Source organism: Halomonas caseinilytica, assembly GCF_001662305.1.
GTDB lineage: Bacteria > Pseudomonadota > Gammaproteobacteria > Pseudomonadales > Halomonadaceae > Halomonas > Halomonas caseinilytica.
Genome location: NZ_BDEP01000016.1, coordinates 37,466 through 59,310 on the forward strand (window position 1 = coordinate 37,466; position 21,845 = coordinate 59,310).

The following is a 21,845-nucleotide window of genomic DNA, read 5'->3' on the forward strand; positions in this document are numbered from 1 at the left end:
AGTCCTCCGGCGGCTGTTATCCTGTAGATTCGATGGACTTCAACTCTACAAGGATATTTGCCATGCCTCGCCTTCCCGCCGTTGCCTTGCGACATCTCGGTGCTTCTCTGCTGGTTCTTGGCCTGGCCGGCTGTGCCACGTCCGCTCACGAGTCTGGCGTCGCGCCGCCGGATTTCGGAGGCTCCGACGATACGGCCAAGGCACCCCTGTTGCCTTCGGCGCTGTTTCCCGGTGATGCCGAGCATTTCGTCGGCTGGCGCTGCATGCCGGACCAGGAACTGGTGACCGCCCATGACGAGAAGACGCTTCGCCTGTGGTCGGCACATGGCGCCTATCGTCTGAGTCCGGCCGTGGTGGCCAGCGGTGCCCGTTACGAGCAGGGGGATTTGAGCTTCTGGTCAAAGGGTGAGGGGGCCGTGGTCGAGAACGACCGAGGTCGCCTGGAATGCCAGCAGGACACCCGACACCGCGTCCTGACCCGGGCGTCGCACCCCGGCGTGATGTTCCGGGCCAGTGGCAACGAGCCGGGATGGCACATCGAGCTGGCCAATGACACGCCACGGATTGCCATGACGCTGGACTATGGCGATCGCGAAGTCACCTTGCCGTATCGCGTGACCTCGCTCGACAACGAGACGGGGAGTGTGACACTGGCCAGCGGTCAGGCGGCGCGGCCTTTCGAACTGCGCATCGAGGCGCGAGCCTGTTTCGACGACATGAGCGGGCAGCCCTGGCCGGCCCGGGTGACTCTGACGTTGAATGATCGGGTGTATCGGGGGTGTGGGCAAGGCATCGCCCCTTAAGATGTGGGGAAAGTGTCTGCGCTCGGTTATACGGCGTTAAACATCAGCTCAGAGTGCTCATTTACGTCTTGCAACTCCGCCTCTTCGCTGATTTTTGCCTTGTCTAGCCTTCGCTCGCCGGCTTTTCGACATTCCGCATGAGATACCTTGTTCGAATGTTTCGAAAGTTAGGTGCGGTTTTTCCCGCTTATCATCGACAAAAACGAACATATACTGGTGATCATTCTTCCATGCCTGCTGTATGAAGGAGATCACCATGACCACTCGCGTTCTCGTTCTGACGTCTTCCATCCTCGATGGCAATTCCCTGGCACTGGCCGAGCATTTCAAGGCTCAGCTTGCCGGGCGGGATGACGTTGCCATCACCACCCGCGACCTGATCGCCGATGAGCTGCCGCACCTGGGGCTGCCGGAGCTTTCCAGCTGGCAGGTGCCGGCGGACGAGCGCACGCCCGAGCAGCGTGAACTGGCGGCGCGTTCCGATGCCTTGATCGATGAGCTCCAGGCGCATGATGTCCTGGTGCTGGCGGTGCCACTCTACAACCTGGGCATTCCGTCACAGATGAAGGCCTGGTTCGATCGCATCCTGCGCGCTGGCGTCACTTTCCGCTATACCGAAGCGGGACCTCAGGGGCTGATCGAGGGCAAGCGAGCGGCAATCCTCGCGGCTCGTGGCGGCCAGTACGCCGGTACTGAGCTCGACAGTCAGACGCCGCATCTCAAGCACATGCTCGGACTGATCGGCATCACCGAGGTCGATACCGTATTCGCCGAGGGACTGGCCATGGGCGAGGCGCAGCGCGACGCTGCCATGGGTGAGGCACGTCAGGCGATCGACGGGCTGGTGGCACGCCTCTGAGGCGTCTATCCCGGTTCGGAGGAGTCGGCGGGCGGTCTTTCGGCCGCCCGCCTTTCGTCATGTGGTGGTCGGCGGCACGGAGCCGGCACCTCGACGATCCATTCTCGGGGTACGAAATGACTGGTGCATAGCATGGGGTCCGGTGCCAGGATACGCCCGACGAGACGGCCCATGGCGGCGCGGTCGTTGCCACGCGCTTCGGTCAGTTGGCGGGTCGTCGGCAAGACACGCCACGCGGAAGCCTGGCGGTCGGCAAGCGCGTAGCGAAACGGATGAAAGCCCGGGAAGCCGAGCCTGAGATCGGTGGCCACCAGGCGTTCCCGGTCGCCTCGGGCGACGATGTCGTAGCGGAGGAACGGGCCGGCGAACCAGTCCAGGCGTTGCCCGGCCTGGCTGGTCAGGGCCGACGATTCCAGCGCGGCCCCGCGCGAGAAGGTTTCCAGCACCGGTGGATGATCGCCATCGAAGACGCCGATCAGTGCTTCATGATAATTGCCACCCTCGATGAGGGTGGCGCGCCACAGCAGAATGTTGAAAGGTGTCGGTTGCACCAGGCGCGGGGCGTCGGTGAGGCCGCGTTTGGCCAGAACCGGCGCCAGGCGATGCTCTACCAGCGTCTTGGCGCCCAGCGAGGCAACCAGGTAGGCACAGGACAAGGCCAGCCCCCAGGCTGGGGCGCGATATCCATTGCCGGTGACCAGCGCCACGATGATGCCAGCCAGCAACGGCAGGCTGTAGAAGGGATCGATGATGAACACCAGAGGCCACGCCGTGGGACGGATATCCAGGGGCCACCAGATCTGGGTTCCGTAGGTGGTCAGGGCATCGAGCAATGGATGGGTCATCAGGCAGAGGCCGAAGAACAGCAGCCAACGACCGAGGCCGATCTCGAGCCGTGGTGCCAATCGTCGGGCGAGCAGGGCCAGGGCCGTTGCCAGGCCGGCGAGCACGAACAGCGAGTGGCTGAACCCCCGATGACGCGTGACATTGGCCACCGCATCGCCGTAATCGATGACCACATCCAGATCCGGCAGGGTTCCCAACACGGCACCGAACAGCACGGCCCGGCGTCCCAGGCGTCGGCCCAGCATGACGCCGCCGATGGCCGCCCCGAGGGCGGCTTGGGTCACCGAATCCATGACGCGCTCATGCCTCGCGACTCCAGGGCGGTGCGGCGGCGAGGATACGACGCTGTATCGGGCAATCGTCGCGATGGGCGCCGGGCAGATATCCCGTGCTCATCAGGAACTCGCCGACGATCTCGGGACCGGTGAAGCGGAAGGTTCGCTTGAACAGCTTTATCCAGTCGGCGTGGGGGAGCGGGTGGTGCCTGTCCAGCCAGGCACGGAAACTGCCATGTTCCTCGCGCAATGTCTGGATCACGCCGGCATTGTGGATCACGGCATCGACCTTCAGGCGGTTGCGGATGATGCCGGCGTCGCTCAGCAGGCGGGCCCGCTCCGCGTCACCGTAGGCAGCCACCCGGTCGATGGCGAAGCCCTCGAAAGCCGAGCGGAAAGCATCGCGCTTCTTCAGGATGGTGAGCCACGATAGTCCGGCCTGGTTGATTTCCAGGACCAGACGCTCGAAGAGGGTGTCGTCGTCTTCCACCGGGAAGCCATATTCGTGATCATGGTAGGGGCCATGAAACGGGTGGGCCGGTGCCAGGTCACAATAGTCGCTCATGGGGCATCGATCTCGTCGCGGTGATGGCGGATCGGTGACAGAATGCCCCCATTCGCTCCCACTGTGAACAAGGAGATTCTCATGCAATACCTGCATACCATGGTTCGGGTCGCCGATCTCGACGCCTCCCTGCATTTCTATTGCGACCTGCTGGGGCTCAAGGAGGTGCGTCGCAAGGAGAGTGAAAAGGGACGCTTCACCCTGGTATTTCTCGCCGCTCCCGCTGACGAGTCGCGTTCGACGGAGCTGCAGGCCCCGGAGCTCGAGTTGACCTATAACTGGGACCCGGAAACCTATACCGGCGGACGCAACTTTGGCCACCTAGCCTATCGTGTCGATGATATCTATGCGCTGTGCCAGCACCTGCAGGACAACGGCGTGACCATCAACCGGCCGCCTCGCGATGGCCACATGGCCTTCGTGCGCAGCCCTGATGGCATCTCCGTCGAGCTGTTGCAGGCCGGTGAACCCCAGGAGCCGCGGGAACCCTGGGCGTCCATGGAGAATACCGGCACCTGGTGAGGTGTCGCCTTCGGGCCGCCTTGCCACGCATGTGGCATCGGCCCGCTGGCGTTGCCTGTCGAGCGGTGTCAGTCGGGACGGACGGCCATGCGTCCGCTGCCGAGGAAGACCAGGGCCAGGGCACTGAACAGGAACATGCCTTGCAGCTCCAGCGCCCAGCCGCCGCTGTCCCCGAGCTGGAAGAGTTCGCCCATGTGCACCAGGACGATGGCGACCAGCATGTTGCCGGCCATCAGTAGTCCCGCCAGCCGAGTCTGCCAGCCGAGGATGGCCATCGCCGGGGCCAGCACCTCGCCGAGCAGCACGCCATACGCCAGCCATGACGGGAGTCCTTGATTGGCCAACAGGTTCTCGATCCACCCCAGGGTGCCGGGATCGAGCAGCTTGGCGATGCCATGGAGCAGAATCAGTCCGCCCACGGCGAGACGCAGGATCAGTTTGCCGAGGGCGTCGTTGCGCAGCGCGTCGAGCATGAGGCCTTCCTCTCATCGAATTGGGTAGTACCAGCATTGTCCCGATTACCGTGCTGGGGCAAGCTGATGCGTCCATGCGGGATCTCCCTGACCCGCATTCTCCAGCCGCAAGGAAGATAGCACGATGACCATGACGTTACGCCGTATCCTGATGATGACCGCCATCGCCGCGGGGCTCGCCGGTTGTGCCAGCGGGCCGGACCCCGACGTCTCGCCGGACGGTGAGGTCTCGGGGGCAGTGGTGGGGCCGCGCTGGAATCTGTTGCTGGTAGGCACCAGCGAGCGGCTCGACCTGTCGCCCACACCGCATTTCCGGATCACGCCCGATGGTCGGGTCAGCGGCCATGACGGCTGCAATCAGTTTGGTGGCAGCGTCGAGCTGGGCGACAAGAATCGCATCGAGTTCGGCGAGCTCCGATCCACCATGATGGCGTGTCCGAACATGCAGGACGCCAAGCGTGTCACGGACATGCTCGATGAGGCTTACCGTTATCTGATCGACCACGACAGGCTGGTGTTCTTCGGTCCCGATCAGCGCGTGCTGGGAGGTTTTCAGCGCGCCGATTGACCGGTAACCGGCTGGCAGGAGTACCTCGGCCGCCCTGGGGGCGGCCGAGTGTGAGAGCCCGAAGCTCAGTAGAGCAGAGCGAACAGCTTGCGCCGATAGGCAACGGTCAGAGGATGGTCGGCGCCCAGGGCATCGAAGACGCGCAGAAGCGTCTTGCGGGCGGCATCGTCACCGTAGGCGCGATCCGAGCGCATCACTGCCAGCAGACCTTCGAGGCCGGCTTCGTACTGGCCATCGGCGACCTGGCGCAGGGCGCGCTGATAGCGGGCGTCACTATCGTCACGATCACCCAGGGCGGCAATCTCCTCGGCGGAAAGCGCCTGTTCACCAAATTCGATGCTGGCACGAACGCCTCGCGCCGGTGCGGCATCGCGTTCTTCCGGCGGCAGGGCCTCGAGCAGCTGCCGGGCTTGTTGTGGCTCGCCGTCGGCCACCAGAGCGCGGGCCAGTTCCACCTGATAGGCGGTATGGTCGGGCCATTGCTGTACCAACTCTTCATAGATGCGACGGGCTGTGGCGCTGTCCCCTGCCTCAAGGGCAGCGGCGGCCTGCTCTTCGGGCGTTTGCTGTGCACCCTCGGGCGCCTGGAAATACTTGCCGAGCCACTCGCGGACTTGCTGTTCCGGTTGCGCGCCCTGGAGCTGATCCACCAGGCCACCCTGGCTGACGAGCTTGACGTCCGGTACTGACTGGACGCCCAGTTGGCCCGCGATATCCGGGCTGTCGTCGATGTTGAGCTTGCCGAGGATGAAGGCGCCGCCGTGCTCCCGGGTGAGCTTCTCCAGCACGGGGACCTGCTGCTTGCTGGGCTCCGACGAGGGCGCCCAGCAGCACAGCAGCACGGGAACCTGCATGGAGGCCTCGAGCAACTGCTGGATATTGCCGCGGTCGACATCGATGATGATATCGGCGTCGGATGGCTGGCCCTGGGATGGGGCGGTGTTCTGTTCCGCGTCGCCGCTGGGAGTGAGCGGCTCGCCGGTGCGTGGGTCGACGATCGGCATGATATTCAGGCCTTGAATGCGAGTGAGTTTGCCATGGAAGATGCGGGTGAAGCGGGTTGGATTCAAGGGGCGGAACGATACGACCTTGCTGGCCCTTGTCATCGAGGGGCCGATGTTGCTTCCTGGATGTTGGTTCGTTCTTTTTACTAATGGTGAGGCCGGAGTGTCCGTTCCCCTCATGACTCGCCTATGAGCTGGCCCAGCTCAGGGCATCTGCCTCAGATGAGATCGCTGGGCCCATGGATGACGCTGGCGAGCACCTGAGCGGCGGCACCTCGGGCGGCAACGAATGTGGAGTCCTCGATCACGCGTAGGGGAGTCTGCTGCGTGGTGCCCAGAAGACGGTTCTGGTGAGCCGCGAAATACGACAGGGCCGGGTCAAGGAGCGGAGCGCCCAACTGGACCAGCGATCCCCCCAGGACGAGCTCGGAAGGATTCTGGGTGTGGTGAAGATTGAGCAACAGGATCCCCAGAGCCTCGCCCGCGCGCCGCAGGGTGAGCTGGACGCTCTCTTCGTGCATCCGGGGTTGCAGGGCTTCGATGAGCCCCTCTTCCTCGGAGATGCCCAGGGCCGCCCGGATCGACCAGCCGCTGACCAGTGTCTCCGCGCAGCCGCGATTGCCACAGTGGCAGTAGAGGCCGCCCGGTTGCAGAACGGTATGGCCGATTTCGCCAGCCAGCCCCTGGAAGCCCCGGGAAAGAAGGGGTTGATTGCCCTCGATCATACCGCTGCCAATGCCGGTACCGGCACTGACGTAGACCAGCGAGTCGGGCACTTGGCCAGTGCGGAAGTAGAACTCTCCGAAGGCGGCCGACTTGGCCTCATTGTCCATCAGCCAGGCGCCGTCCTGCTGCGGCAGGTGGTGGCGGAGTAGATCGAGGAAGCGCACGTCCTTCCATCCCAGGTTGGGCGCCATGCGCAGGACGGCGTCCTTGGGGGCGACAGGACCGGGTAGGGCGACGCCGATGCCGAGAAGACAATAGCCTTCGAGTGCCGGGGATTGCGTCAGCGTTTGCAACAGGTTGGCGAGCAACTCGGCCGTCATTTCAGGCGAAGAGGGAGAAAGTCGCTCGTGGTGAGAGGCCAGTACTTGCCCCGAGAGCGTGCAGGCCACCAAGCGCAGGCCATGAACACCGACTTCGGCGCCGAGAATCGCAAAGTGTTGCTCATCGAGATGCAGGGCGCGGCCAGGACGTCCTCCACTGCTTTTCTGCAGCTCCCCCTCGCGTAACCACCCCTGCTTGAGCAATGACTGCACCCCCGTTCCCACTGTTGCCTTTGTCAATTGGGCGTGGGTGGCAATATCGGCGCGCGTCAGACCTGGAGAGCGGCGAATGAGCTCCAGAATGGCACTGCGATTGAGCCGTTTGAGGAAATGGAGATCGCCTGACCGGTGAGGCCGAAAGCTGGTGGACATCGGGTATCCCTATTGTTTGCCGGTGTTGTTCGGGTCATTTCGGCTCGCCGGGTTGGATGTTTTGTGGCCGAGCTCGACGGCATGGCCTGGGCAGGACGAGGGACGCCTTGAGCCGATGCAACAACGCCGTTACCGAATGATATGCCGACTATCGATGATACCGGGTTTCGCCGGGCGTTGCTGTACGTATACCAAAGTCTCATTGAGTCAGGGGGTGCGGATGATCATTCTGCCACTTAGTAAATAGATAAAACTAAGAGGTGAAGATGAGTGAGGATGCGGGGCATTACCCCAGCCTGGAGCAGCGGGTGGTCTTCATTACCGGTGGCGGTAGTGGCATCGGTGCGGGGTTGACTCGTGCCTTTCACCGACAGGGCGCCCTGGTTGTCTTTGTCGATATCGATGATGCCGCCAGCCAGGCGCTGGTCGAGGAGTTGAAGAGGGAAACCGGCAGGACGCCGCAATATCACCATTGCGACATTCGAGATGTGGCGGCCCTGCAGGCGGTCATCGATGACGTGGGGCGGACACTGGGGCCGATTCAGGTCTTGGTCAACAATGCGGCCAACGATGATCGGTATTCCTGGAAAGACATCGATGTCGAGTACTGGGACGAGCGCATGTCGCTCAATCTGCGACCGATGTTTTTCGCGGCACAGGCGGTGGCGCATCAGATGATGGAGGCCGACGGGGGCTCGATCATCAACTTTGGCTCAATCAGCGTAAGGATGGCTCTTGGAGATCTGACCTCCTACATGACAGCGAAAGCAGCGGTACATGGCTTGACCCGAAGCCTGGCGCGTGACCTGGGGGTACACAATATCCGCGTCAACACCTTGGTGCCCGGCTCGATAATCACCGAACGGCAGCTTGAGAAGTGGATTGGCCCCGAAGAAGAGGCGTCGATCCAGGCTCGCCAATGCTTGAAATTCCGACTGGAAGCTCCTCATGTGGCGCCGGCCGTGCTGTTCCTGGCCAGTACCGCTAGCCAAGCGATTACTGGTCAGGAACTGGCCGTCGATGGTGGGTGGGGGTGATCGCTTTCAGCGGCCTAGAACTCATCCGACAAGCACAATCAAGGAGAACAACATGATCACATTCAACAAGCGGGACGGGGCGCGGTTACGTCGAAGTTATCTGATGGCAGCGATGGCTGCTGCATCGTCACTGACTTCCGGTGTGGCCGTGGCAGATACCACTGTGAATGTGTTGCGGGTCGAAGTGAGCGACGCCGAAAAGCAGTATTACAACGAGGTCGTCGCGGAATACGAAGCCCGTCATCCGGATGTCAACGTCGAGTTCGACTACATCGCCAATGAGGCCTACAAGACGCGTTTGCCAACGCTACTACAGTCCGACCAACGTCCCGATATCTTCTACAGCTGGGGGGGCGAGGGCTTGCGTGACAAGGTGAACGCCGGCTTCGTGCGTGATCTGACCGAGCCTATGCAGGAGGGTTGGCAAGTGTTGTACCCCGACTCAGCGGTGAGTCCTTTCACTCTGGATGGTCGGATTTATGGCGCGCCTCTATATGCCACTGTGGTGGGCTTCTGGGCCAACACGGCCCTGACCGAACAGGCGGGGATCGACGTTGAAGCGATCGAGACGTGGGAGCAACTCGAAAACGCGGTGGTGACGCTGCGAGAGGCGGGCATCACGCCGGTGGTCGTCGGCGCCAAGGACGGCTGGCCCATGCACTTCTACTGGGGATATCTGGCCACACGCCTGGCCGGCGGTAATGGAATCGAAGCCGCCAAGGCAGGTGAAGAGGGCGGCTTCACCAATGAGGATTTCGTTCGTGCCGGCGAAATGCTTCAGGAGTTCGCCGAACTGGACCCCTTTCAATCGGGATTCATGACGACGACCTACGAGCGTGCCAGCGGCATGTTCGGTGATGGCGAGGCGGCGCTGCATCTGATGGGAGATTGGGATTACCTGCCTTCCAAGGAGCGCTCGGTCAGCGGTGAAGGAGTGCCGGACGAGGACCTGGCGTTCATTCGCTTTCCCGAGATACCGGGAGGCGCGGGGAATGCGCATAGTTTCGGCGGCATGAACGGTTTTGCAGTCACCCAGGGCGCTCCCGACGAGGCCATCGATTTCCTGCGCTTTCTGCTCAATGAGGACAACCAGCGTGAGGCCGCGCGGCGGGGAATCTTCGTGCCGGTAGCCAAGGGGTCTGAAGAAGCGCTCATGACACCCTATGCACGCAAGGTGGCCGATATCCTCGCTGACTCAAGCTTCCACCAGGTGTTTCTCGATCAGGCGCTGGGCACCTCGGTCGGTGCGACGGTCAACAATATCAGTACTGACCTTGCTCAGGGGGTGATCACGCCGGAAGAAGCGGTCGAGCGGATCGCTGAGGCCTGGCAGTTCCGGTAAGCGTCGCTCATGCGCGTGCCGGTGACAGAACTGCCGGCACGCAACACGCCCGCCTTGGGATGGAAGTCCACCATGTCAACATTGAATACCCCTACTATATACAAGCGAAATACAGCGGATCGCATCAAGAAGAATGTGGTGAGCGGTAAACTATCTGCTGTTCTTATCCTGCTGCCACCGGCGTTGATTCTTTTTTCATTGTTCGTCATCTTGCCGCTGGTTGATGCCGCTTACTACAGCGGATTTTCATGGAATGGCTATGGGGCGCCTTCCGACTTCGTCGGCGGGCAGAACTACCAGCGGTTGCTCGATCACTCGGTCTTCCATACAGCGCTGTGGAATACCGCGAAGTTGATGCTTGTCTCTCTGATCATACAGATGCCGCTGGCACTGGGACTGGCATTGCTGGTGTATCGCAAGACACCGACCAACACCCTGTTTCGGCTGGTGTTCTTTCTCCCTTACATCCTGGCTGAGGTAGCTGCCGGCCTGATCTGGAGCTTCGTTTTCGACGGCGACTACGGTATTACGGCCTCAATACTTCAGTCGATGGGACAGGAATCCGTTTATGTGCTGGCCGATCGTCAGTGGGCCTTCCCGGCGATCATGACAGTCATCGTGTGGAAGTATTTCGGCTTTCACATGATGATCTATATCGCGGCATTGCAGAGTGTGCCCAAGGACCTGATCGAAGCGGCCAAGCTGGAGGGTGCCAAGCCACGCCAGGTTGCCTGGTTCGTGCAGATCCCGATGATCAAGCACGCTCTGGTGGTGAGCGGGTTTTTCGCCATCATCGGCTCTCTGCAGATCTTCGATATCATCATCCCGATGACCAACGGTGGGCCGTCCAACACAACCCACACCATCGTGACCTATCTCTACACCTTCGGGCTTTCGCGACTGAACATCGGTTTCGGTAGTGCCGCGGCCGTCGTGCTCTTCGTGCTGGCCATCGGAATTGCCTTCTTCTACAAGCGCAGTACCGGCAAGGAGGACCAGGCATGAATGGGACTACCCGCAATACACTGCGTGTGATACTGCTGATTCTGGTCGCCAGCCTGGTCATCGGTCCACTGCTGGCCGCCGTTTTCGGTGGATTCAAGACCAATCCCGAGTTGCGCACGAATCCACTGTGGTTGCCGGAGAGCTGGAACCCGGAAAACTATATTGCCATCTTGCTCGATGGGAATTTCTGGCGCTATCTGGGCAACTCTTTTTTCATCTCCTCGATGACAGTGTTGCTGACCCTTGTGGTAGGAGCGGCAGCGGCCTATGTGTTCGCCCAGATTCGCTTTCTGGGTTCTAAGATGATCCTCTCCTATCTGTTGCTGGGACTGATGTTCCCCTTTGCAGCCGCCATTCTGCCTCTATTCATCAAGGTGAGGGATCTGGGGCTACTGGACACTTATTGGGGCGTCATTCTTCCCCAGACGGCTTTCGGATTGTCGTTGTCGATCCTGTTGTTCAAGGCATTTTTCGACCAGCTTCCCCGGGAACTTTTCGAGGCAGCCTACGTTGACGGTTGTAGCTACCTGCGATTCTTCTGGTCATTCACTCTGCCGCTGTCGACGCCCATTCTGGCGACTGTTGGTGTGTTCGTCTTCGTTCAAAGCTGGAATAACTTCCTGTTGCCATTGGTGGTGCTCAATGATCGTGCCCTTTATACCTGGTCACTCGGCATGATGCAGTTTCAAGGCGAGTATCTGACGCAATGGAACATGATTCTGGCTTTCGTGAGCTTGACGATCATGCCGGCGGTGATCTTTTTTCTCGCTGCCCAGAAATACATCGTGGCGGGTCTCACTGGTGGCTCCGTCAAGGGTTAAGGGAGAACAAAGATGGACAACGTGATTCACAATCCTATTTTGCGGGGCTTCAATCCTGACCCCTCCATTTGCCGGGTTGGCAAGGATTATTATATCGCCACCTCTACCTTCGAGTGGTACCCGGGGGTACAGATCCATCACTCTCGCGATCTGGTCAACTGGCAGCTGGTCTCACGCCCGCTGGCTCGGGAGACGCAGCTCGACATGCGAGGCAATCCCGATTCCTGTGGTATCTGGGCACCTTGCCTGAGCCATGCCGATGGCTTTTTCTGGCTGATATACACTGACATGAAGCGTTACGAAGGCAACTTCAAGGATGGCCACAATTATCTGGTCACGGCGCCTTCGATCGAAGGCCCTTGGAGCGATCCTGTCTACTTGAATTCCAGTGGTTTCGACCCTTCTCTGTTCCATGATGAGGATGGTCGGAAGTGGTTGCTCAACTTGCAGTGGGATTACCGGCAGCGTGAGGGCGGTGACCGTTTCGGCGGCATCCTGCTTCAGGAATATGATGTCGAGCGGCAACGCCTGATGGGACCGATTCACAACATCTTCGCCGGGACCGAGCTGAAGCTCACCGAAGGCCCGCATCTCTATCGGCGGGATGGTTGGTATCACCTGCTGGTGGCCGAAGGCGGTACCGGCTATGACCATGCCGTGACCATGGCACGTTCGCGAAAGATTACGGGGCCTTATCAAGTGCATCCCGACAATCCTGTGCTGACGTCTCGTCAGGATTCGGGCAATCCACTTCAACGTGCCGGCCATGCGGACCTGGTCGAAACAGCGAGCGGCGAAACCTGGATGGTGCACTTGTGTGGACGGCCTCTGCCTGGTACGCGACGCTCGCCACTGGGACGCGAAACGGCGATCCAGAAGGTCGAGTGGGGGGAGGATGGCTGGCTGCGCCTGGCTCATGGCGGCAATGCGCCGGCCATTGAGGTTCCGATGGCTGGAGTCGAGCAGCGATCACCGGCTGTCGAGGAGGTCCATGACTTTGCTTCCGATGCTTTGCCTGCGGTCTTTCAGTGGTTGCGCTCGCCCCGGACCGAGCGGCTCTTTTCGTTGAGCGCGCGTCCTGGCTATCTGCGCTTGTTCGGTCGCGAGTCGGTGGGCTCCTGGTTCGAGCAGGCGCTCGTGGCGCGTCGCCAGGACAGTCTCCACTGCAGTGCCGAGACCACGCTGGAGTTCGAGCCGGAGGATTTGCAACAGTTCGCTGGCCTGATCGCCTACTACAACCGTTTCAAGTTCCATTACCTGGCGGTAACCCGTGGGGATGAGGGCGACAAGGTGCTCAGCGTGATGAGCTGCCACGATGCCTGGCCGAGCGGCAATCTGGAAATTGCCGATACCGGCGGGGTGGTGCTCGATCCCGAGCAGCCAGTACGCCTTGGTCTCGACATTCGAAAGGGCGAACTGCAATTCCGATACGCCCAGGACAATGCTCCCTGGCAGCCGGTCGGCCCGGTGCTTGATGCCAGTCTGCTTTCCGATGAGGGAAGCGGTCGCGCCCATGGCTATTTCACCGGCAACTTCCTGGGCATGGCGGCCCATGATATCAGCGGTCGCGGGATACCGGCGGATTTCGCCGACTTCCGCTATCGCCGTGAAGACGGCTGAGCGGCTCCTGCGCACCCGACAACCACAAATATACGCAATGACGAGATGATCTCATGGCTGAAGTATCGCTGGTCGAAATCGAAAAGACCTTCCGTGGCAAGACCACGGTCATTCCCAACCTCAACCTGCAGATTGAGGATGGCTCCTTTACGGTGTTGGTAGGCCCATCCGGCTGCGGCAAGTCGACCTTGTTGCGCATGATTGCCGGGCTGGAGACGGTGACGCGTGGTGCGATCCGTATCGACGGCCATGACGTGACGACTGCGGAACCCAGCGATCGTGACATCGCCATGGTCTTTCAGTCCTATGCGCTCTATCCGCATATGACCGTGGCACGCAACATCGATTTTGGCATGCGCTTGGCCAAGATACCCGCACAAGAGCGACAGGCGAAGGTCGACGAAGCGGCCAAGCTGCTCAACCTGGAAGACCTGTTGCAGCGCAAGCCGTCCGAACTTTCCGGCGGTCAGCGTCAGCGCGTGGCCATCGGTCGCGCCATCGTGCGTAATCCTGGAGTGTTCCTGTTCGATGAGCCGCTCTCCAATCTGGATGCAGCTCTGCGCAACCGCATGCGTGTCGAGCTCGCCGAATTACACCAGCGACTCAAGGCCACCATGGTGTATGTCACTCATGATCAGATCGAAGCCATGACCCTGGCTGATCGTATCGTGGTCATCAATGCCGGCAAGATCGAGCAGGTGGGACCGCCCATGGAGCTCTACCAACGTCCCGAGACATTGTTCGTGGCCGGTTTCATCGGCTCGCCGAAGATGAACCTGATCACGGGGGCCGTTGCTGAAGCCTATGGGGCCACGACGCTGGGCGTTCGTCCTGAGCACATGGAGGTCGATCGCGATAGCGGAGAGTGGCATGGGCGCATTCGGGTGGTCGAGAAGTTGGGGTCCGATGCCTTCGCTTATGTGGATAGCGAGCAGGTGGGTGCCTTGACGGTTCGCCTGCCTGGCGATGTCGACGTGAAAAGTGGTGACACCCTTTATTTGACGCCTCACCACGAACGACTCCATCCCTTCGATCGGGAGGGAATGCGCTTACCGGATACGGTCCTGGCGAATGCCAGGGCCATTGCCTGATTCCCCCCGAGAACTGTGTCGGGGGCGGGGTGAGGGTGGGTACTTCTCTGCCACCCTGGCCTTCGTTTCTCCACACGAAAACAACGAAGGAGTCATGCTTCTATGAAAAAGCGACGACGCGGTGCCTGCCTTGGCCTGGCGATTCTCCTGGCCATGTTGATGACATCTCAGGCATGGGCCGAAGATGGCTATGATCTATGGCTGCGTTATCAACCCATCACTGATACCGAGGCGCTCGAGACTTATCGTGACGCCATCTCCGGTGTCTTGATCGAGTCTGATTCACCGACCCTCGACATTGCCCGCGAGGAAATCTCGAGAGGCTTGAATGGGCTCCTCGGTAGTAACGTTCCCATGTTATCCGGAGCGCCGGAGGATGGAGCCCTGATCATCGGCACCCCGCAGGGGTCCGAGATGATCGCCGAGCTCGACCTGGAGGGCTTCGATCAGATCAACGACGACGGCTTCGTTATCCACTCCACGTCAGTGCGAGGTGAGCCCGCCACAGTGATCGCTGCCAATACGGATCAAGGGGTGCTCTATGGCGTCTATCACTTTCTGAGGTTGATCCAGACCCAGCAGCCGATCGACGACCTGGCGCTCGTGCAGTCTCCACGGATCGAGCGTCGAGTACTCAACCACTGGGACAATCTCGATCGTACGGTGGAGCGGGGCTATGCTGGCTTCTCGTTATGGGAATGGCACAAACTGCCGGACTACCTGAATCCGCGCTATATCGACTATGCGCGTGCCAACGCTTCGCTGGGTATCAATGGCACGGTGCTGACCAATGTCAATGCCGATGCCACCGTCCTCATGCCTCGCTACCTGGACAAGGTGAAAGCTCTTGCCGATCTTTTCCGTCCCTATGGGATTCGCGTCTACCTGACTGCCCGCTTCAGCGCGCCAATGGAGATTGGTGGCCTGGAAACGGCCGACCCGCTGGATCCTGACGTCCGGGCCTGGTGGCAGTCCAAGGTCGACGAGATCTATGAACGCATCCCTGATTTCGGAGGCTTTCTGGTGAAGGCGAACTCCGAAGGGCAGCCCGGACCAGGCGACTATGATCGTTCGCATGCCGAGGGAGCCAACATGCTGGCCGATGCGGTGGCTCCCCATGACGGCATCATCATGTGGCGAGCGTTCGTGTATTCTCCTGTGGCTGATGACCGGCACAAGCAAGCGTACGACGAGTTCGTGCCACTCGACGGCGACTTCCGCGACAATGTGCTGGTGCAGGTCAAGAATGGCCCCATCGACTTCCAGCCTCGTGAGCCCTTCAATCCGCTCTTCGGTGCCATGCCGAGTACATCTCTGATGATGGAGTTCCAGATCACCAAGGAATATCTGGGACAAGGCACGCATCTGGCTTATCTGGCGCCACTGTTCAAGGAGGCATTGGACGCCGATACCTATGCTCAGGGCGAAGGGTCCACGGTTGCCAAAGTGATCGACGGAAGCCTGAGTGGTGATACGCTGACCGCCATTGCGGGAGTGGCCAACACGGGGACAGACCGCAACTGGACCGGCTCTCATTTCAACCAGGCGAATTGGTACGCTTATGGTCGCCTCGCCTGGAATCATGATTTGAGTGCTGAAGCCATCGCCGATGAATGGGTGCGCATGACGTATACCAATGATCCCGACTTCGTTGAACCGGTCAAGGCAATGATGATGGGGTCGCGTGAAGCCGTCGTCGATTACATGACCCCTCTCGGGTTGCATCATCTAATGGGGGAGAGTCATCACTATGGTCCTGCCCCTTGGATCGCTGACCGGGAGCGCGAGGATTGGACTAATGTGTACTACCATCGCGCCACGCGTGATGGAGTCGGGTTCGATCGTACCTCAGAGGGGACCAATGCCGTTGGGCAGTATGCTCCTCCAGTTCAGGAAATGTTCGAGGATGTCGACCGGACACCGGAAAAGTATTTGCTCTGGTTTCATCATGTCCCCTGGGATCATGAAGTGTCTTCTGGCCGTACCCTCTGGGACGAACTGGTGTACCGCTATAACCGAGGGGTCGAGTATGTTCGTGACATGCGGGATACGTGGGCTTCTCTCGAGGGCATGATCGACGAGCAGCGTTATCGTGACACCGAAGCTTACCTGGAGATTCAGGAGAAAGAAGCAATATGGTGGCGTGATGCCAGCCTGAGCTATTTCCAGACGTTCTTTGGCCAAGAAATCCCCGAAGAATATGAGTTACCCGCCCATACGCTGGAATATTATCAGAGCCTGAAGTTTCCTTTTGCCCCGGGTATCTGATTGAAGCCTCTCTTTCGGGTCACTCGAAGCGAGTGACCCGAAATGGTCGGTTCAGCCCAGCCAATCCATCTAGTGAGACAGTCACCGTCCTTCAGCGAGGCTGTATGGAAGCTTCGTGGGCGGGGCGGTAGCGCCTTATCATTACTGTTAGTAAATTAAAAATACTAACTCTAAGCACGCTACCGAGGTGGTGAGTATATTGGTGTCGTCTGCGAACCATGAATCGAAAGAAAGAGGCTTTATTTTCTACTAAGGTCGTGTTGCTGAATGTGTTCTTGGGGTCGACTATGCCTATATAGTTTGATCATTTTACTAAGTGTCAAGCTATCCTCGGAAGATGTCGTGATGGATGAGGGTTAGCCTTCCGAGAAAGGGTCCGATCGGCTTCGCCGATAGAGAAATGAATGGGCCGCCAAAACGACGTTATCACCATCGAACACAACAAGATGAATGGATGAGTTGGCATGCAATTAGCTCGATACAAGAAGCTCTCTCTCGCAGTGATGCTTTCCATGGGAAGTGGTGCGCCGGCTATGGCGGATGTGACCTATGAAGGAGAAGCCGGAACGCTGAGCGTTGGTGGCGACGTGGAGCTGAATATTAATGCCTATAACGAACACGAAGGGGGAAGCTCCCTTTTCCGGACCCAGTCAGGAGAGCGACTGGGAAGGGATGACCGCTTCAACCAGGATGGCCGAATCCTGATAGACATCAATGGTGATCGGCAGACATCCCGACACTATGCGCGTTTCAAGCTTCAACCGCTATGGAATACCAGTGGCGATACAGGGGTTGACGATGCCTGGTTTGCGGTCGGCTCCCACGCCGGTAGCGAGCTGAAGGTAGGACGGTTCGAGGCGTTTGACCTGTTTCCACTGGGGCAGGATGTTTTCGTCCAGTATAGCGGAAGTACCTCGAACAGCCTCTATAGCGATGGGCAAAGCTATGTCTATCAGGCGAGAGAAGGACGGGGGCGAGGCGATTCAGGGCAAATTGCCTTGAGCCATCGGTTCGGTGACACGATGTACACCGAAGTTGCCACCCTGTTCGGGGATCGGTCCGATCTGTTCGATGGCGATACATACCACGGCTATGATATCGAAGATGACTCCAAGAGTGCCGCCATTGTACGTCCAGTGATTGCCTGGACGCCAGAATCTTGGACCTTTGCAGTGGGGATGGAAGCTAACTTGGTAAATGATTCCGTCATTGATGAGAGAGGAGAGGATATCGGCGATAGAACAGGGTATGGTGCGAGGGTTTCCTATGGGCATGAAGGTCTCGATTTCAACTTAAATTTTGCCCATATGGAGGCTCATGAGGAAAGTAACTCCACTGTGGGTGTCAATACAGTATGGAATAATGTTGGAGTAGGGTATATCTATGCTGAGAACGATATCGATGATGTCAAGCCCGGCGCGAGCATGAAAGATATAACCCCGGCTGGGGTCAATAAGTCGAGCACATTATATTCGTCTTACCGGTTTGCAAATGTCCTGGGAATTAATCAGTTCGATACCTATGTAGGTGCATACTACAGCGAGGTGGATCACGACAATGGCGCTACGGAAACAGACCGATATGGTGCCAGGGTGAGGTTAAAGTATCTTTTCTGAAGCCAGTCCTTTCTATGACTATCTTGTTCGTTCCTGGCGTCCATAACTGGACGCCCTTTTTCAAGGAGATTGGAGATGGAGGGTCGAAAGCCTCTGAGTCGTTCCGCCTATATACTCATCATATGCTGTATTGCTGCCATTGGTGGCTTTCTCTTCGGCTTCGATAGTGGCGTGATCAACGGCACGGTCGAAGGTCTTCAGACCTCTTTCGATTCCGACAGCGTAGGCACCGGGTTCAACGTAGCCTCCATGTTGCTGGGCTGTGCCGTTGGTGCCTTCTTCGCGGGCCGCCTGGCGGACCGTTTCGGACGCCGTACCTTGCTGATTGTATCGGCGATATTCTTCCTGGTCAGTGCCTGGGGGTCCGGTATTGCCGATGCGTCCGTGGAATTCGTGATCTATCGCATTCTTGGTGGCATGGCAGTAGGGGCTGCCAGTGTGATGACGCCAGCCTATATCAGTGAAGTGGCACCCTCGCGCTATCGTGGTCGGCTGGCGACCATCCAGCAGGTGGCCATCATTGGTGGGTTGTTCATGGCATTTCTGAGCAACTACGTGCTGGCCTATATCTCGAGTTCGGCGGTCGCCGAGCTGTGGTTTGGGTTCGCTACCTGGCGTTGGATGTTCTGGATGGAACTGTTGCCGGCGGCGGTGTTCCTTGTGGCGTTGTTGTTCATTCCTGAGAGCCCGCGATATCTGATCAGTAGTGGGCGACAGTCGGAGGCTCGCCACGTGCTGGGCCTGGTGATGTCTGAGCACGAGGTCGGTGACAAGCTCGATGAGATTCATGCCACCCTGGTGCAGGACCACACGCCACGCCTGAGTGATGTGGTCAACCGCGTGGCCGGCAAGGTGCATGGCATCGTCTGGGTCGGGATCGGCCTGGCGGTGTTCCAGCAACTGGTGGGCATCAACGTGGTGTTCTACTACGGCGCAGTGCTATGGCAGTCGGTCGGGTTCTCCGAGGGGGATGCCCTGTTGATCAACGTGATTTCCGGTGCCGTGAGCATCGGGGCCTGCCTGTTGGCCATTGCCCTGATCGACAAGATCGGGCGCAAGCCGCTGCTGTGGGCCGGTTCGGTGGGCATGGCGGTGACGCTGTCCTGCCTGGTGTTCGCCTTCTCTACGGCGACCATGGTCGACGGTAGCCTGGACCTCAGTGATGACATGGGGGTGCTGGCCCTGCTGGCCGCCAATGTTTACGTGTTCTGCTTCAATCTCTCCTGGGGGCCGGTGATGTGGGTGATGCTGGGAGAGATGTTTCCCAATCAGATGCGTGGTTCGGGGCTTGCCATCGCCGGGTTGTGTCAGTGGCTGGCCAACTTTGCCATCACCATGTCCTTTCCCGTCATGTTGGCCTCCATTGGGCTGGCGGGTGCCTATGGCTTCTATGCATTGTGTGCCGTGCTGTCGGCCTTTTTTGTACTGCGTTATGTCCGGGAAACCCGTGGCAAGGAACTCGAGGAGATGGCCTACGACTAGCGGGTCGATCATATCGCGCTTTATACGCGACGCGCCGACTTGCGGTCGGGGCGTCGCCCCTTGTGGCATCACCATCGGAAATGAACAGGGGTGAGCATGGAGACGGAGACTGGCATGAAAGTGGCGGTCGAGCTGGACATGAGTCTGGGTGAGAGCCCGTTATGGTCGGTGGCGCGGCAGACGCTCTATTGGTTGGATATCAATCGTGGCGCGATCTACGCGTGGCAGCCCGAGCGGGAGGCGGCGCCTTCGCGTATCGAGCTGGACGAAAAGGTCGGCTGCATTGCGCTGTGTGAGGCAGGCCTGCTCGCCGCAACGGCCTCGGGCATTGTCAGGCTGCATTGGCCGTTCGATGGTCGGAGCGAACGCCTGGCGGACAACCCTGAGTGGCGAGAAGACGAGGGCAACCGCTTCAACGACGGCCGCTGCGATAGCATGGGGCGCTTCTGGGCGGGAACGATCGCCGCCGATGAGTCTACCCCGTCTGCGGCCCTCTATTGTTTTGAGGAGGGAGAACTGGTGCGGCGCTGGTCTGGCCTTGGCATTGCCAATGGGCTGGCCTTCAGTCCCGATCGGCGCTGGTTATATCATACCGACTCGCTGACGCGGCAGATTCTACGCTATCCCTTCGATATGGAGAGTGGGACCACCGGCAAGCCTCAGGTCTGGGTGGATCTGGAGGCTCAAGGTTTGCCGGGAGTGCCGGATGGTGCGGCCGTGGATAGTGAGGGCTGCTATTGGAGCGCCCTCTATGGTGGAGGGCGTATCGTGCGTTTTTCGCCTCGGGGCGAGTTGATGGGTAGCGTCGAGGTACCTTGCCCGCATCCCACCATGGTGGCTTTTGGGGGGGCTGACCTTAAGACTCTTTATATCACCACGGCCACCCAGCATCTGAAGGCGCCAGAGAGAAGGCGCTGGCCTGCTGCCGGTAGCCTGCTCCGCATGCCCGTATCCACCGCCGGGCTGCCTGAACCCGTGGCCTCTTACTCTTAGGCAGGTCGGTAGCGTGGCGCGCCATGCCGTGTCTCAGGCGTTCGCCGCTTGCGGGCCGCAACCACAGGTTGTCTTGGTGTGTGAAAGCCGTGCCGGGAACTGCTGGCGGGCAGGTTTCTGTCGGTTGGCTGGACGCAAAGAAAAAGCCGGTTCCCTCAGGGAACCGGCTTTTTCGATATTTGGTAGCGGGGACCGGATTTGAACCGATGACCTTCGGGTTATGAGCCCGACGAGCTACCAGGCTGCTCCACCCCGCATCAACGTGGGGCGTATTCTACACATCGTGAGCGCCGCGTCAACCACGGGTTTCGCTGGCACTTTCGTTCGTGCCGCGTTGGTCCATAATCTCAAGTGTCACATGGATGACCGCGCAGGGAGTGACACTGTCAGCAAGGCTCGCAATGGCATCATTCGAGCAAGGTGTGAACTGGAAAGGGAGCTGCCTTATGACAACAGAAACGTCTGTCGCTTGGGTGACGGGAGGAACTGGGGGAATCGGAACGGCGATCTGCCGTGCGCTGGCCGATGATGGGTATCGTGTGGTAGCGGGGTATCGCAGTCCCGACAAGGCTCGAGCCTGGCTGGAAGCTCAGCGGAATGACGGCTATACGAACATCGCGCTCGCGGGGGTTGATCTTTCCAGCCACGAGGATTGTGTGAAAGGCGCCCGGGAAATCCGCGATGCCCACGGGCCGGTCAGTGTGCTGGTCAACTGCGCGGGCATCACCCGCGACGGCACCCTGAAGAAAATGACGTCCGAGCAGTGGCACGAAGTGCTCGATACCAATCTCAATAGTGTGTTCAACACCTGTCGCAGCGTGATCGAGGACATGCTCGAACAGGGTTATGGACGCATCATCAATATCTCGTCGATCAACGGGCGCAAGGGACAGTTCGGTCAGGTCAACTATGCGGCGGCCAAGGCGGGGATGCATGGGCTGACCATGTCGCTGGCGCAGGAGACGGCCACCAAGGGCATTACCGTCAATACGGTGTCGCCAGGCTATATCGGCACCGATATGATCATGGAGATCCCCGACAAGGTTCGCGAGGCGATTCGTGAATCGATCCCGATGAAGCGCTTCGGAACCCCGGAGGAGATCGGGCGGCTGGTGACCTTCCTGGCCGACAAGGAGTCCGGCTTCATCACCGGTGCCAATATCGACATCAACGGCGGGCAGTTCATGGGCTGAGGGCCAGCAACTGCAGCTCCCGCGCCAGCTTCCATGGCGCGGGT

General features: G+C 59.6%; 20 protein-coding genes and 1 tRNA gene. 15 read left to right on the forward strand and 6 right to left on the reverse strand.

The window, feature by feature from the left end; translation table 11 throughout:
* Positions 1–62 precede the first annotated feature (62 nt).
* The gene (locus tag A9O65_RS10210) at positions 63–803 is read left to right on the forward strand and encodes an MliC family protein (RefSeq protein ID WP_064699736.1); all 741 of its coding nucleotides are present in this window, start codon (positions 63–65) and stop codon (positions 801–803) included.
* 256 nt (positions 804–1,059) lie between these two features.
* A complete protein-coding gene (locus A9O65_RS10215; protein ID WP_064699735.1) occupies positions 1,060–1,662 on the forward strand; it encodes an FMN-dependent NADH-azoreductase in 603 nt (200 codons plus the stop codon).
* A gap of 5 nt (positions 1,663–1,667) precedes the next feature.
* Here A9O65_RS10215 and A9O65_RS10220 read toward each other — a convergent pair whose 3' ends face one another.
* Positions 1,668–2,801 (reverse strand): metal-dependent hydrolase, encoded by a 1,134-nt coding sequence (locus A9O65_RS10220; RefSeq protein ID WP_064702077.1) that lies wholly within the window; start codon positions 2,799–2,801, stop codon positions 1,668–1,670.
* A gap of 7 nt (positions 2,802–2,808) precedes the next feature.
* Positions 2,809–3,348 (reverse strand): DNA-3-methyladenine glycosylase I, encoded by a 540-nt coding sequence (locus tag A9O65_RS10225; protein WP_064699733.1) that lies wholly within the window; start codon positions 3,346–3,348, stop codon positions 2,809–2,811.
* Between the two features lie 81 nt (positions 3,349–3,429).
* Here A9O65_RS10225 and A9O65_RS10230 point away from each other — a divergent pair, with 81 nt between their 5' ends.
* Positions 3,430–3,870: a VOC family protein gene (locus A9O65_RS10230; protein WP_064699732.1), complete on the forward strand. Its 441-nt coding sequence runs from the start codon at positions 3,430–3,432 to the stop codon at positions 3,868–3,870.
* A 68-nt stretch (positions 3,871–3,938) separates the two neighbouring features.
* Here A9O65_RS10230 and A9O65_RS10235 read toward each other — a convergent pair whose 3' ends face one another.
* Complete coding sequence (locus tag A9O65_RS10235; RefSeq protein ID WP_064702078.1) at positions 3,939–4,343, reverse strand: DoxX family protein; 405 nt, start codon at positions 4,341–4,343, stop codon at positions 3,939–3,941.
* A gap of 124 nt (positions 4,344–4,467) precedes the next feature.
* Here A9O65_RS10235 and A9O65_RS10240 point away from each other — a divergent pair, with 124 nt between their 5' ends.
* Positions 4,468–4,911: an META domain-containing protein gene (locus A9O65_RS10240; protein ID WP_064699730.1), complete on the forward strand. Its 444-nt coding sequence runs from the start codon at positions 4,468–4,470 to the stop codon at positions 4,909–4,911.
* Between the two features lie 65 nt (positions 4,912–4,976).
* Here A9O65_RS10240 and A9O65_RS10245 read toward each other — a convergent pair whose 3' ends face one another.
* Positions 4,977–5,915, reverse strand: coding sequence for a tetratricopeptide repeat protein (locus A9O65_RS10245; protein ID WP_064699797.1), 939 nt, complete (start codon positions 5,913–5,915; stop codon positions 4,977–4,979).
* Positions 5,916–6,133: 218 nt separating this feature from the next.
* Positions 6,134–7,333, reverse strand: coding sequence for an ROK family transcriptional regulator (locus A9O65_RS10250; RefSeq protein ID WP_064702079.1), 1,200 nt, complete (start codon positions 7,331–7,333; stop codon positions 6,134–6,136).
* A gap of 266 nt (positions 7,334–7,599) precedes the next feature.
* Between A9O65_RS10250 and A9O65_RS10255 the strand changes: the two genes are divergently transcribed.
* The 10 genes from A9O65_RS10255 to A9O65_RS10300 all read left to right on the forward strand — a co-directional run bounded on the left by A9O65_RS10255 (position 7,600) and on the right by A9O65_RS10300 (position 20,608).
* Positions 7,600–8,370 (forward strand): SDR family NAD(P)-dependent oxidoreductase, encoded by a 771-nt coding sequence (locus A9O65_RS10255; protein WP_064702080.1) that lies wholly within the window; start codon positions 7,600–7,602, stop codon positions 8,368–8,370.
* A gap of 52 nt (positions 8,371–8,422) precedes the next feature.
* The gene (locus tag A9O65_RS10260; RefSeq protein ID WP_064702081.1) at positions 8,423–9,712 is read left to right on the forward strand and encodes an ABC transporter substrate-binding protein; all 1,290 of its coding nucleotides are present in this window, start codon (positions 8,423–8,425) and stop codon (positions 9,710–9,712) included.
* Positions 9,713–9,784: 72 nt separating this feature from the next.
* Positions 9,785–10,717, forward strand: a complete 933-nt coding sequence (locus tag A9O65_RS10265) for an ABC transporter permease subunit (RefSeq protein ID WP_064699726.1) — start codon at positions 9,785–9,787, stop codon at positions 10,715–10,717.
* Complete coding sequence (locus A9O65_RS10270; protein ID WP_064702082.1) at positions 10,714–11,538, forward strand: carbohydrate ABC transporter permease; 825 nt, start codon at positions 10,714–10,716, stop codon at positions 11,536–11,538. Before A9O65_RS10265 ends, A9O65_RS10270 begins: the two co-directional genes overlap by 4 nt.
* A gap of 12 nt (positions 11,539–11,550) precedes the next feature.
* Positions 11,551–13,158 carry a glycoside hydrolase family 43 protein gene (locus A9O65_RS10275; RefSeq protein WP_064702083.1) on the forward strand — a complete coding sequence of 536 codons (1,608 nt, stop codon included), beginning with the start codon at positions 11,551–11,553 and terminating at the stop codon, positions 13,156–13,158.
* A 53-nt stretch (positions 13,159–13,211) separates the two neighbouring features.
* On the forward strand, positions 13,212–14,249 hold the full coding sequence (locus A9O65_RS10280) for an ABC transporter ATP-binding protein (protein ID WP_064702084.1): 1,038 nt from the start codon (positions 13,212–13,214) through the stop codon (positions 14,247–14,249).
* A 153-nt stretch (positions 14,250–14,402) separates the two neighbouring features.
* Entirely contained in the window at positions 14,403–16,517 is a 2,115-nt protein-coding gene (locus A9O65_RS10285; RefSeq protein ID WP_219810462.1) for an alpha-glucuronidase family glycosyl hydrolase, read from the forward strand.
* A gap of 464 nt (positions 16,518–16,981) precedes the next feature.
* Positions 16,982–18,133 carry a carbohydrate porin gene (locus tag A9O65_RS10290; protein ID WP_064702086.1) on the forward strand — a complete coding sequence of 384 codons (1,152 nt, stop codon included), beginning with the start codon at positions 16,982–16,984 and terminating at the stop codon, positions 18,131–18,133.
* A gap of 75 nt (positions 18,134–18,208) precedes the next feature.
* Positions 18,209–19,615 (forward strand): sugar porter family MFS transporter, encoded by a 1,407-nt coding sequence (locus A9O65_RS10295; protein ID WP_064699720.1) that lies wholly within the window; start codon positions 18,209–18,211, stop codon positions 19,613–19,615.
* Positions 19,616–19,729: 114 nt separating this feature from the next.
* A complete protein-coding gene (locus tag A9O65_RS10300) occupies positions 19,730–20,608 on the forward strand; it encodes an SMP-30/gluconolactonase/LRE family protein (protein WP_254783073.1) in 879 nt (292 codons plus the stop codon).
* A gap of 180 nt (positions 20,609–20,788) precedes the next feature.
* Here the strand turns inward: A9O65_RS10300 and A9O65_RS10305 are convergent.
* Positions 20,789–20,865, reverse strand: a tRNA-Met gene (locus tag A9O65_RS10305).
* A gap of 189 nt (positions 20,866–21,054) precedes the next feature.
* Between A9O65_RS10305 and phbB the strand changes: the two genes are divergently transcribed.
* Positions 21,055–21,801 carry an acetoacetyl-CoA reductase gene (gene phbB, locus A9O65_RS10310; protein WP_064702088.1) on the forward strand — a complete coding sequence of 249 codons (747 nt, stop codon included), beginning with the start codon at positions 21,055–21,057 and terminating at the stop codon, positions 21,799–21,801.
* Positions 21,802–21,845: the final 44 nt, after the last annotated feature.

Bases quoted from the DNA above. Each gene is read 5' to 3' on its own strand.
- A9O65_RS10215 (WP_064699735.1), top strand. From the start codon at position 1,060: ATGACCACTCGCGTTCTCGTTCTGACGTCTTCCATCCTCGATGGCAAT.
- A9O65_RS10280 (WP_064702084.1), top strand. From the start codon at position 13,212: ATGGCTGAAGTATCGCTGGTCGAAATCGAAAAGACCTTCCGTGGCAAG.
- A9O65_RS10260 (WP_064702081.1), top strand. From the start codon at position 8,423: ATGATCACATTCAACAAGCGGGACGGGGCGCGGTTACGTCGAAGTTAT.
- A9O65_RS10220 (WP_064702077.1), bottom strand. From the start codon at position 2,801: ATGGATTCGGTGACCCAAGCCGCCCTCGGGGCGGCCATCGGCGGCGTC.
- A9O65_RS10230 (WP_064699732.1), top strand. From the start codon at position 3,430: ATGCAATACCTGCATACCATGGTTCGGGTCGCCGATCTCGACGCCTCC.
- A9O65_RS10240 (WP_064699730.1), top strand. From the start codon at position 4,468: ATGACCATGACGTTACGCCGTATCCTGATGATGACCGCCATCGCCGCG.
- A9O65_RS10300 (WP_254783073.1), top strand. From the start codon at position 19,730: ATGAAAGTGGCGGTCGAGCTGGACATGAGTCTGGGTGAGAGCCCGTTA.
- phbB (WP_064702088.1), top strand. From the start codon at position 21,055: ATGACAACAGAAACGTCTGTCGCTTGGGTGACGGGAGGAACTGGGGGA.
- A9O65_RS10265 (WP_064699726.1), top strand. From the start codon at position 9,785: ATGTCAACATTGAATACCCCTACTATATACAAGCGAAATACAGCGGAT.
- A9O65_RS10285 (WP_219810462.1), top strand. From the start codon at position 14,403: ATGTTGATGACATCTCAGGCATGGGCCGAAGATGGCTATGATCTATGG.
- A9O65_RS10235 (WP_064702078.1), bottom strand. From the start codon at position 4,343: ATGCTCGACGCGCTGCGCAACGACGCCCTCGGCAAACTGATCCTGCGT.
- A9O65_RS10250 (WP_064702079.1), bottom strand. From the start codon at position 7,333: ATGTCCACCAGCTTTCGGCCTCACCGGTCAGGCGATCTCCATTTCCTC.
- A9O65_RS10245 (WP_064699797.1), bottom strand. From the start codon at position 5,915: ATGCCGATCGTCGACCCACGCACCGGCGAGCCGCTCACTCCCAGCGGC.
- A9O65_RS10295 (WP_064699720.1), top strand. From the start codon at position 18,209: ATGGAGGGTCGAAAGCCTCTGAGTCGTTCCGCCTATATACTCATCATA.
- A9O65_RS10255 (WP_064702080.1), top strand. From the start codon at position 7,600: ATGAGTGAGGATGCGGGGCATTACCCCAGCCTGGAGCAGCGGGTGGTC.
- A9O65_RS10225 (WP_064699733.1), bottom strand. From the start codon at position 3,348: ATGAGCGACTATTGTGACCTGGCACCGGCCCACCCGTTTCATGGCCCC.
- A9O65_RS10275 (WP_064702083.1), top strand. From the start codon at position 11,551: ATGGACAACGTGATTCACAATCCTATTTTGCGGGGCTTCAATCCTGAC.
- A9O65_RS10290 (WP_064702086.1), top strand. From the start codon at position 16,982: ATGCAATTAGCTCGATACAAGAAGCTCTCTCTCGCAGTGATGCTTTCC.
- A9O65_RS10270 (WP_064702082.1), top strand. From the start codon at position 10,714: ATGAATGGGACTACCCGCAATACACTGCGTGTGATACTGCTGATTCTG.
- A9O65_RS10210 (WP_064699736.1), top strand. From the start codon at position 63: ATGCCTCGCCTTCCCGCCGTTGCCTTGCGACATCTCGGTGCTTCTCTG.